9 protein-coding genes are annotated in these 10,853 nt (G+C 39.6%); 4 read left to right on the forward strand and 5 right to left on the reverse strand.

Annotation, left to right across the window (positions count from 1 at the left end):
- The first annotated feature begins 181 nt into the window (after positions 1-181).
- The gene (locus U1E44_RS14795) at positions 182-748 is read left to right on the forward strand and encodes a fasciclin domain-containing protein (RefSeq protein ID WP_322931882.1); all 567 of its coding nucleotides are present in this window, start codon (positions 182-184) and stop codon (positions 746-748) included.
- Here the strand turns inward: U1E44_RS14795 and pheT are convergent.
- A complete protein-coding gene (gene pheT, locus U1E44_RS14800) occupies positions 740-3,166 on the reverse strand; it encodes a phenylalanine--tRNA ligase subunit beta (RefSeq protein WP_322931883.1) in 2,427 nt (808 codons plus the stop codon). The genes U1E44_RS14795 and pheT overlap by 9 nt on opposite strands.
- A 127-nt stretch (positions 3,167-3,293) precedes the next feature.
- Between pheT and U1E44_RS14805 the strand changes: the two genes are divergently transcribed.
- Positions 3,294-4,520: a peroxiredoxin family protein gene (locus tag U1E44_RS14805; RefSeq protein ID WP_323673915.1), complete on the forward strand. Its 1,227-nt coding sequence runs from the start codon at positions 3,294-3,296 to the stop codon at positions 4,518-4,520.
- Positions 4,521-4,679: 159 nt separating this feature from the next.
- Here the strand turns inward: U1E44_RS14805 and leuB are convergent, their stop codons facing one another.
- Both leuB and U1E44_RS14815 read right to left on the reverse strand, forming a co-directional pair.
- Positions 4,680-5,798 carry a 3-isopropylmalate dehydrogenase gene (gene leuB, locus U1E44_RS14810; protein ID WP_322931885.1) on the reverse strand — a complete coding sequence of 373 codons (1,119 nt, stop codon included), beginning with the start codon at positions 5,796-5,798 and terminating at the stop codon, positions 4,680-4,682.
- Position 5,799: 1 nt separating this feature from the next.
- The gene (locus U1E44_RS14815) at positions 5,800-6,972 is read right to left on the reverse strand and encodes a 2-isopropylmalate synthase (RefSeq protein WP_322931886.1); all 1,173 of its coding nucleotides are present in this window, start codon (positions 6,970-6,972) and stop codon (positions 5,800-5,802) included.
- A 147-nt stretch (positions 6,973-7,119) separates the two neighbouring features.
- Between U1E44_RS14815 and U1E44_RS14820 the strand changes: the two genes are divergently transcribed.
- On the forward strand, positions 7,120-8,664 hold the full coding sequence (locus U1E44_RS14820) for a hypothetical protein (protein ID WP_322931887.1): 1,545 nt from the start codon (positions 7,120-7,122) through the stop codon (positions 8,662-8,664).
- A gap of 44 nt (positions 8,665-8,708) precedes the next feature.
- On the opposite strand, the gene U1E44_RS14825 is transcribed toward U1E44_RS14820, so the two are convergent.
- Positions 8,709-9,416 (reverse strand): RluA family pseudouridine synthase, encoded by a 708-nt coding sequence (locus U1E44_RS14825; protein ID WP_322931888.1) that lies wholly within the window; start codon positions 9,414-9,416, stop codon positions 8,709-8,711.
- A gap of 5 nt (positions 9,417-9,421) precedes the next feature.
- Complete coding sequence (gene panB, locus U1E44_RS14830) at positions 9,422-10,240, reverse strand: 3-methyl-2-oxobutanoate hydroxymethyltransferase (protein WP_322931889.1); 819 nt, start codon at positions 10,238-10,240, stop codon at positions 9,422-9,424.
- A 383-nt stretch (positions 10,241-10,623) separates the two neighbouring features.
- On the opposite strand from panB, the gene U1E44_RS16880 reads away from it, so the two are divergent.
- A partial coding sequence (locus tag U1E44_RS16880; RefSeq protein ID WP_416242065.1) for a transposase occupies positions 10,624-10,853 on the forward strand: 230 nt, incomplete at its 3' end.

Genomic DNA, 10,853 nt, shown 5'->3' on the forward strand with positions numbered 1-10,853 from the left:
TCTTTCAAAGTTAAGGAATTCCTTTTTTGTCATAGAACACTCCGCTATACATTCAATTGTTAATATTGCGTTAATTGTAATATTCTCATTTTTCATCGTTGGCCAAATCCTAAATTATTGTATCTTGTCGATGAAATAATACCGTTCATCGGGTATTATTCAAGCCCTAAATAGCTACCTAATGACTAAGAGCACCGCTACGTGTACTGTAGTACTTTTTTTGCTGTTGACGAATCTTTTATCGGCACAGACCAGTGCCTTGTCCTCTATTTCGATGATTCCTGAGAAATCGATTATAGAAAGTGCGGCAGCCTCGGAAAACTTAAAAACGCTTATGGCGATTATAAGGGCGGCAGACTTAGAGGATATTTTGAGCAACGATGGTCCATTTACGGTATTCGCCCCATCGGACACAGCGTTTCAAAAATTTTCAAAAGAAAAGATGGCGCACCTTTTTCATCCTGCAAATAAAAAAGAGCTTTTTGCTTTGTTAACCTACCACATTGTAGCGGGTAATTTTACCGGGGCAAAAATTTTAAAAGCCCTAAGTCAGGGCGAAGGTGAAGCCTCTTTTACGACAATACAAGGCACAGAAATTAAGGCCACCCTGCGTGGAATCGATATTATTCTTACGGACCATTTAGGCAATTCTGCTGCCATTACCACCGCCGACGCCGCACAATGTAATGGGGTTATTCATGAAATTGATGGGGTAATAGTACCTAAAAGTGGTAATTTCTTACCGTAACTCCGCATGTAATTCCGTTTCAAAACTATACTGTAGTTTTTTCATTACCTTATCTATTTGCTTATCCGTTAAGGTGCTATTATCATCCTGAAGCAAGAAGCTTACGGCGTAAGACTTCTTTCCGTGTGGTAAATTGTTTCCCGTATACACATCAAATAAACGCATTTCTTTAAGTAATTTTTTTTCCGTCTTAAAAGCAAGTTGTTCTACCTCTTGGTAAGAAACCGACTCTTGAAGCAATAAGGCCAAGTCCCTTCTTACCTCGGGATATTTCGGAATCTCCTTGTACAAAATTTGAGTACCTGCAATTCGTTTTAGTAGAAGATCCCATTTAAAATCGGCAAAGAAGACGTCTTGCTTTATTTCAAAAGGTGCAAGAAAGGCTCTTTTTACAATCCCCAGTTCTACAAGTGTTTGTCCTTCACTACTCAAGGAAATACCTTCAGAAAATATGGGTACGTGTGCAGCTGCGGTTTGCCACTGGGTAAGTCCAAGTCTTCTGAGCACCCCTTCGACCAGCGACTTTACGGTGTAGAAATGTATTTTCTCGGGAGATTTTACCCAATTCTCTTCACTATCATTTCCGGTTAAAAAAAGAGCGAGATGCTTATTTTCATTATGATCAGGGGTATGGTTATGGTAGGTTTTTCCAAATTCAAAAAATTTTAGATGCTGCTTTTTTCGGTTTATGTTGTGTTTGATGGCTTCCAAACCGGAAAAGAGCATGGTTTGCCGCATCACGGACAAGTCTAGTCCAAGAGGGTTTAGTAACGCAACAGGTTTTTCGGGGTAAATTTCCGGAAATAGTTCGCCATATTTTGGGGCGGTAAAGCTATTGGTCAGAATTTCGAAAAACCCTTGTGCGGCCAAGCTATTTCCAACGATATTTTGAACTTTATAATCCTCATATTTGGAAGTTTTGGCCACTGAGGCGTTTAGTTTTTCTTTGGAAGCTACATTATTGTAGCCATAAATTCGTAAAATTTCTTCTATAACATCTACCTCGCGCTGTACGTCTACTCGATAAAAGGGAATACTAAGACCCAATCCGGATTCGGAAACATTTCTAATTTTTATATCCAAAGACGCCAAAATAGCCTTTATGGTATCTGTTGGAATTTCCTGACCGATCAATTTATTAATCTTACTGAACGTAAGGAATACTTGGTAATCTTCTTTCTTTTTTGGATACACATCCACAAGATCGGATGTAATATCTCCGCCGGCAATTTCCTTAATTAGAAGGGCGGCACGTCGTAAACTGTAGTCCACATTTTCTATATCTACCCCTCGTTCAAACCGAAAGGATGCATCGGTTGCGAGGCCATGCCGTTTCGCGGTCTTCCGAATTGCTATAGGATTAAAATACGCACTTTCCAGAAAAATAGACGTGGTAGTTTCCGTAATCCCGGAATTCATACCACCAAATACCCCGGCAATACACAACGGCTTTTCAGCGTCGCAAATCATGAGATCTTCGCTACTCAATTTTCGTTCTACACCGTCTAAGGTTACAAAAGGAGAACCTTCGGGTAGTGTTTTTACTAAAATTTTACCTCCTTTTATCTTGCCAGCATCAAAAGCGTGTAGGGGTTGGCCTAACTCGTGCATTACATAATTGGTGGCATCTACAAGATTGTTCTTAGGTGTAATGCCAATAGCTCGCAATCTGTTTTTTAACCAATCCGGAGAAGGTTGTACTATGAGATTGCTAAGTGTTAATCCACAATAGCGAGGTGCTAGATCATTGTTGAGAATATCAACATCAATTTTTAAAGATCGGTTCAACACATTAAAATGACTTACGGGCGGTGTTATAAGTTCTTTCTGTATGCCTTTTTGTTTCATTCCGGCCCTAAGATCGCGAGCTACCCCAAAATGACTCATGGCATCGGCCCTGTTAGGAGTGAGGCCAATCTCAAAAACTTCATCATTTTCCAGCTCAAACACCGAAGCGCAAGGCGTGCCTACAGGCAAATCCTCGCTAAGTACCATAATGCCTTCGTGGTTGGTACCTAATCCCAGTTCATCTTCGGCACATAACATACCCTGACTTTCTTCTCCACGGATTTTCCCATTTTTTATCGTTAATTCGGTACCATTACTCATGTATAATGTGGTACCTGCGGTGGCGACGGCTACTTTTTGACCCTGTTGCACATTGGGCGCACCACATACAATTTGCAAAGGCGATTCGCGACCAATAGCAACCGTGGTAAGTTTCAATTTATCGGCATTGGGGTGCTTCTCACAACTGAGCACCTGACCAACGACCACACCTTTTAATCCTCCTTTGACCGATTCGAATGTCGTAACACTTTCCACCTCTAAACCTAAGTCGGTTAAAAGTTCAGCTGTGCGTGATGCCTCCCAATCTATTTTTAAGAACTGTTTTAACCAGTTGTACGAAATCTTCATTACCTATTTTATAAGCACCAAATATAAAACAATGCCCTAAGACATTCAATACGGAGGGTTCCGATTTGCTTTATATTTTTTTAAATGTTTATTTTACAGCCATTAACGAAAAATAAGCATAAGAATGATGCGGAATATAGTAACATTAGGATTGGCTTTATTATTATTATCTTGCCAGAATAAGACCTCTATTGGCATTACAGAGGGCCATTGGTTGGGTCAATTGGATACTATGGATGGCGAAAAGTTGCCTTTTAATTTTAAAGTGATCAAAAACGATTCCGGTGTGCCTATCATAGAAATTTATAATGCCGAAGAGGTTATTACCGTAGATGAAATTGAGTTTTTTAAAGATTCTATCCTTATAAAACTTCCTGTCTTTGAAGGATATCTTAAAGGGGCACTCGGCAAAACAGCGATTACAGGGAGTTTTATAAAAGAAAGTGTGGCAAGAACGGTGCCCTTTACGGCTGTTTTTAACCAAAAAGAGCGCTTTACAACCACGAAAACGCCTGTACAAAATGTGTCGGGGGTTTGGGAAACCGTGTTCAATCCAACAGATGAAACAAAATATATCGCAAAAGGAATTTTTAAACAAGAGGGCACCTCTGTAACAGGCACGTTTAGAACCACAACCGGGGACTATCGTTATTTGGAAGGGGTTATGCATGGCGACTCTATAAAACTTTCCACTTTTGATGGTGCCCACGCCTTTCTTTTTACAGCTCGGGTAACGGACAGTACCATGACGGGTACGTTTTACTCCGGAAATCATTCCAAGGAAATTTTTACTGCAAAAAGGAATGAACGCTATGAACTACCGGATGAGAATTCGCTAACTTACCTTAAGGAGGGTTTTGAAAAACTTTCGTTTTCTTTTCCGGATAGCAACGACACTATGGTATCTTTAGAGGATCCTCAGTTTAAGAACAAGGTGGTGTTGGTGCAAATTATGGGCACCTGGTGTCCTAATTGTTTGGATGAAACAAAGTTTTTGGTAAACTATCTATCACAACATACACATCCGGATCTAAAAATTGTTGGTTTGGCATTTGAAACTGCGAAGACCAAAGCACTGGCGTTTAAATCCATAAACCGATTAAAAGAGCGAATAGGAGTAAACTACCCTATTTTGTTGGCGCAATACGGTACCTCTAACAAGGTGAAAGCACAAGAAAAATTACCCATGTTAGATCATATCATATCCTATCCTACCACTATTTTTATTGATAAAAAGGGGATAGTACGTAAAATTCACACCGGTTTTAACGGGCCTGCCACAGGCGAAAATTACGTTAAGTTTAAGAACGATTTTCAGGACTTCGTTGCCCTACTTCTACAAGAAGAAATCTGATTTTAAGGAGGATACATTTATCGAAATCGCTTTGCCTAATAATACTCAAAAAGGTGAAAAATTTAACATTAAAACAGGGCGATGCACAAAGTATGATTTAGCACCATCAAATTTGATTAAAACCTGATCATTATGACGCTTTCATTATTTTAAAGATATTTATATAATAGTAGATCTTCCTAAGCCAATATTTTCGGCATTGCTGCTAAGGTAGTTATCTGTTTCCACAATATTTGTAGCAATAAAATTCCCTACTTCCTCTGTGGTATGCGTAACCTTCGCATTTAAATCGGGCGTTACTATATTTTTTCGCATAGACTTGTTTACGGCTGCAACCACGGAAGCCGCTTCTTCATCTAACCCAAAATACTGTAACAGCAAGGCTGCCGATAAAATACAAGCGATAGGGTTTGCAATATTTTTTCCTGCTGCTTCCGGATAAGAACCGTGAACGGGTTCAAACATAGCTGTTTCATCTCCCACGGAAGCCGACGGCAACAGACCAATAGAGCCCCCAATAACGCTAGCTTCATTAGAAAGAAGATCGCCAAAAAGCGTATCAGACAAAATAACGTCAAATTGGGTAGGATGTAAAATTATCTGTGTAACCGCATTGTCCACATATAGAAAGTCCAATTCAATGTCCGAATAACTTTCGCCAATCTTAGTCACCACTTTGCGCCAAAGCTTAGAAGAATCAAACACATTGGCCTTGTCTACTAAAGTGAGTTTTTTGCGCCTGCTTCGAGCTGCTTTAAACGCTAAATGAGCTATGCGACTTATTTGTGTTTCCGTATACGCATACACATCGGATGCACTTGTGGCATCGGTATTAAAATTACCATTACCAAAAACGGTACCTCCTGTGAGTTCCCTATAGATCACAAAATCGGTACCCGAGATGATAGATTCCTTGAGTGGCGATTTTTTAACCAAAGTAGGAAAAAATTTTACAGGGCGAATATTGGCAAAAATATCCAGTTCTTTTCGAAGTTTAAACAATCCGTGTTCCGGACGTATCGCTAGGGTAGGATCATTGTCGTATTTTGGATGTCCAACTGCACCATACAACACTGCATCCGACGCTTTGCACACTTGAATGGTTTTTAACGGCAGAGGGTTTCCGGAAATAGACATGGCTTCGGCACCAATAACTGCGGTCGTAAATCTAAAGGAATGATTAAAAGTATCTGCAACGGCATTTAGACATTTAATAGCCTGCGCCATCACTTCTGGCCCAATACCATCGCCTGCTAATACCGCTATTTTTAAGTCCATTTTAGACCAAATTCTCTATATTCACATTGCTTGCTGCGATAATTTTAGGAATATCTTCATCTAGAATTTCCTTTTTTCGGTCTGCAAACACTAAAAATTGTTGGTACACAATGTCTAGCTGTGCTTTGGTTAGTTCGTAGCCTATTTTTTTAGCTCGGTAAGCCAATGCCGCTCTTCCGCTTCTTGCGGTAAGAACGATGGAAGATTCATTGACTCCAACCTCTTCGGGGTCTATAATTTCATAGGTTTCTCTATTTTTAATTACCCCGTCCTGATGAATCCCGGAGCTATGAGCAAACGCATTAGAACCCACAATAGCCTTGTTGGGTTGTACAGGCATTCCCATTTTCTGAGAAACCATTCTACTGGTATCGTACAGCAGTTTACTGTTGATACGCGTATCTAAATTAAGGCTTGGGTGTTGCCGTAAGATCATAACCACCTCTTCTAAAGCGGTGTTCCCGGCACGTTCGCCAATGCCATTTATGGTACATTCTATTTGTCGTGCACCGTTAATAACTCCGGCAATAGAATTTGCCGTAGCCAACCCAAGATCGTTATGGCAGTGACAGGAAAGTATGGCCTTGTGAATACCCGTTACATTTTCTTTTAAATACCGTATTTTTGCACCGTATTCATCCGGTAAACAGTACCCTGTAGTGTCCGGAATATTGAGTACCGTTGCCCCTGCTTTTATAACCGCTTCGCACACCCGAGCAAGAAATTCATTATCCGTTCTTCCAGCATCCTCGGCATAAAACTCTACATCCTCTACAAAAGTTTTTGCAAGGCTAACGGCAAAAACAGCACGTTCTATAATAGCATCTCTAGAAGAGTTAAATTTGAATTTTATATGAGACTCCGAAGTACCTATACCGGTATGTATCCTTGGCTTTTTAGCATGTTTTAGGGCTTGGGCGGCCACTTCTATATCCTTTTGAACTGCACGGGTAAGTCCGCAAACCGTGGCGTGTTTAACGAGTTTGGCTATTTCATTTACGGAGTTGAAATCGCCTGGGCTAGAAATGGGAAAACCGGCTTCGATAATATCTACCCCAAGAAGATCTAGCCGTTCGGCAATTTCCAATTTCTCCTTGGTATCCAATTTACATCCGGGGACTTGTTCTCCATCTCTAAGCGTAGTATCAAAAATTTGTACTATATCTTTACTCATTATATTTACGTAATTTTGAATATCCTTTACGAAGATAGTTTTAAAGGGTGGTCTTAGGAAGGGAAGGCCGTGCTATTTACAACGTTAAAGTAGTTTTTCAAGTACATAATATATTATATAACAGCGATTTAAATAAAATTTATTACGATGACAACGGCTCATAAAGACGCATTGTTTGTGCTGATAAAATCACTCTCAAAATCGGAAAAACGACAATTTAAATTATATGTTGGCCGATTAGGGGTTAATACCGATGCTAAATTCTTGGGATTGTTTAATTTATTAGACAAAATGAAAGAATATGACGAGAAGGTGATTTTGGATAGCGAGATCGTAAAAAAATCGCAGTTATCAAATTTAAAAGCCCACCTCTACAAACAAGTTTTAGTAAGTTTACGACTTAATCCGGTAAACCAGAATATCCGTGTACAAATAAGAGAACAGTTAGATTTTGCTACCATTCTCTATCAAAAAGGCTTGTATAAGCAAAGTCTAAAAATACTGGATAAGGCCAAAACCAACGCTATTGAACACGAAGAGAAAAATATTGCCTACGAAATCGTAGAACTCGAAAAAGTTATTGAAACGCAATATATTACCCGAAGCATTCCCGACAGGGCAGACGAACTCGCACTACAAGCAAAGCAACTTTCTGCGCAAAACGTAATGGCCAGCAAGTTGTCTAACCTTTCCTTGCAATTATATGGGATGATGCTAAAGGTGGGCTATGTGCGAAGTAATGAGGATCTTCAAAAAGTGAAGAATTATTTTGAGAGCCATTTACCGGAATACAGGATCGAGGAATTGGGTTTTCGTGAAAAATTATGGCTCTACAAGGCTCATTTGTGGTACAGTTTTTTAATACAGGATTTTTTATCGTGCTATAAATATGCCAATAAGTGGGTAGATTTATTCTACGAACAGCGGGAAATGATTTATTTGAACCCGGTGTTTTATTTAAAAGGTAATAATTATTTGCTAGAGTCTTTGTTCTATGTAAAATACAGTTCGCAGTTTAGAGAAACATTGGAACGTTTGGAGCAGATGGTAGAAAGTGCCTATTTTCCTAAGAATGACAACATTAGCTCCTTGGCTTTTCTGTATCTGAATTCTAACAAGCTTAATCTTCATTTTTTGGAAGGCACCTTTGATAAAGGCCTTTATTTGGTAAAGATCATAGAATACGGTATTGGGAAACACAAAGATAGAATCGATGAGCACCATGTAATGGTGTTATATTACAAAATTGCCTGTTTGTATTTTGGTGTTGGCGATAATAAAAGTTGCATTCAGTATCTCAAAAAAATCATTCTCAACAAAAATCTAAAAATGCGCGAGGATCTTATGTGCTTTGCACGGGTTTTAAGTTTGGTGGCACATTATGAAGCGGGGATGGATTATCATTTGGAAATTCAACTAAAAAGCACCTACAAGTTTTTATTAAAAATGAATGACATGCATGCCGTTCAGAAGGAAATGATTAAATTTTTAAGAAACTTAGGCAATATTTATCCCCACGAGCTGCGAGGCGAATTTGAAAAATTATACAATCAACTAAAAAAATACGAAAACCACCCGTACGAAAAACGGGCGTTCTTATATTTGGATATTTTATCTTGGCTAGAGAGTCATCTAAAAAACCGACCTGTGGCGCAAATCATACGCGAAAAAGCGATGTCGGTAACCCGATAATTGGGCAACAAAAACCGCTTTATTACACATAAATAAAATGTAATTTAAAGGCAGGAGTCCCAAATGGGATCTTTGGGCGGTGGGGCAATAAATTGCATCAATTCCTTTTTTACCGGATGTACCAGCACTAAAGAACGTGCGTGTAAGCAGATGCCACCATCCGGATTACTTCGATCAAATCCATACTTTAGATCCCCTTTTATAGGGCATCCTATTGCAGTCAGTTGCGCACGTATTTGGTGATGACGCCCTGTCTCTAGGTCTATTTCCAATAAAAAAAGAGTGTTTAATTTTTTCAGAATGCAATATGTTAAGATGGCTATTTTACTGTCTGCCACTTCATTGCGGTGTGCATAGGACTTGTTTTGTTTGGTATTCCTCGTTAACCAATGTACAAGTTTAGCCTTTGGGTGCTCTGGTGCGCGTTGCACTACAGCCCAATAGGTTTTGGTAGCTTCCTTGGCAGCAAAAATTTTATTTAGCCGGGTCAGTGCTTTAGAAGTTTTAGCAAACACGACAATTCCGGAGGTAGGCCGATCTAGGCGATGGACAACGCCCAAAAACACGACACCTTCTTTATTGTATTTTATTTTCAGGTATGTCTTTACCAATTCACTTAAAGGAATATCTCCAGATTTATCACCCTGAACAATATCGCCAACCCTCTTATTTATCACTATGATATGATTGTCTTCGTAGAGCACTTGTAAGTTATCTGCGTTGGATTGTATTGCCCTTGGTTTGTTGGTCATCGGTTTCAATACTGCTCCTCGTTATTAGGAAAGTCTCGACTTTTTACATCGCTTACGTATTGGGAAATAGCAGCGCCCATTTCCTCATATAAATTCATATATCGTCTTAAAAAACGCGGGTTAAACTCTTGTGTAATACCCAACAGATCATGTAATACCAAAACTTGACCGTCTACCCCGTTTCCTGCACCAATACCAATAATTGGAATACGTACACTTAAGGCCACTTCTTTGGCTAGTTTTGCAGGTATTTTTTCTAGAACGATAGCAAAACAGCCCGCCTTTTCCAGAAGAATAGCATCATCTTTTAATTTTTGAGCTTCTAATTCTTCCTTAGCCCTTACGGTATAGGTTCCAAATTTATAGATGGATTGTGGGGTAAGGCCCAAATGACCCATTACGGGAATACCAGCATTTAAAATTCGTTTTACGGATTCTCTAATTTCGGAACCGCCTTCTACCTTAACGGCATGAGCACCACTCTCTTTCATAATCCGAATAGCAGAACGTAGTGCTTCTTTAGGATCACTTTGGTAGCTGCCAAAAGGAAGATCTACTACTACTAAGGCGCGGTTTACGGCACGAATTACCGAAGAGGCGTGATAAATCATTTGATCCAACGTTATGGGTAAAGTGGTTTCATGACCCGCCATAACGTTACTGGCAGAGTCGCCCACCAAAATAACATCGATCTGCGCCGCATCTACAATTTTGGCCATCGAGTAATCGTAAGCAGTTAGCATGGATATCTTTTCGCCCAATTGCTTCATATCCACCAGCGATTTTACAGTGATTCTTTTATATTCTTTTTTGGAAACTGACATTTGTAGTATGTTTTGAGATTCTAAAAGTAAGGAGTTTTGTTGAGATTGTTGCGCAAAACATACATGCGGATATTTGCAGGGTACAACGAAATACAACCAATACCCCGAAAGGGAATCTTGTTCACCATACATCTTGAATACCTGCGTAGCGAAATTTAATACGCAGTATAGTATATTTGCAATGGCAGATTCCTTTGGTACAAAACACAACGTTTATTTGCTATTATGAATGGCTGTAATACCAACGAAGTACTTATGATGCCATGCTGCAATGAAAAAAGGAAGCAAGAAACACGAAGGTTTGTTCATATTAAATAAATTGACTTAGGCACTTTGTTATTAGATGTAAAGTTAGTAAATTAGGGCAAATAATATCTTATACTATGGAGCAAAGATTCAAAAGCCTCTCCCTTTTTGAGTTTCAAGAACGGTTCTCTACCACTGAGGCCTGCCTTGCGTACCTCTCGGAGCTCAAATGGGGTAACGGTTACCGCTGCCAGAAATGCGGTCATAGAAATTTCTGTAACGGCGTTCCCGCGGGCTCACGGCAATGTACCAGTTGCAACTATACAGAGTCCCCCACAGCAGGTACGCTGTTCCACAAAGTGAAGTT

Origin of the sequence: Aurantibrevibacter litoralis (assembly GCF_034651555.1) — a bacterium.
Taxonomy (GTDB): Bacteria; Bacteroidota; Bacteroidia; order Flavobacteriales; family Flavobacteriaceae; genus Aurantibrevibacter; species Aurantibrevibacter litoralis.

Coding starts and splice junctions, on each gene's coding strand:
- panB (WP_322931889.1), bottom strand. CDS start 10,240: ATGTCAGTTTCCAAAAAAGAATATAAAAGAATCACTGTAAAATCGCTG.
- U1E44_RS14825 (WP_322931888.1), bottom strand. CDS start 9,416: ATGACCAACAAACCAAGGGCAATACAATCCAACGCAGATAACTTACAA.
- U1E44_RS14805 (WP_323673915.1), top strand. CDS start 3,294: ATGCGGAATATAGTAACATTAGGATTGGCTTTATTATTATTATCTTGC.
- pheT (WP_322931883.1), bottom strand. CDS start 3,166: ATGAAGATTTCGTACAACTGGTTAAAACAGTTCTTAAAAATAGATTGG.
- leuB (WP_322931885.1), bottom strand. CDS start 5,798: ATGGACTTAAAAATAGCGGTATTAGCAGGCGATGGTATTGGGCCAGAA.
- U1E44_RS14795 (WP_322931882.1), top strand. CDS start 182: ATGACTAAGAGCACCGCTACGTGTACTGTAGTACTTTTTTTGCTGTTG.
- U1E44_RS14820 (WP_322931887.1), top strand. CDS start 7,120: ATGACAACGGCTCATAAAGACGCATTGTTTGTGCTGATAAAATCACTC.
- U1E44_RS14815 (WP_322931886.1), bottom strand. CDS start 6,972: ATGAGTAAAGATATAGTACAAATTTTTGATACTACGCTTAGAGATGGA.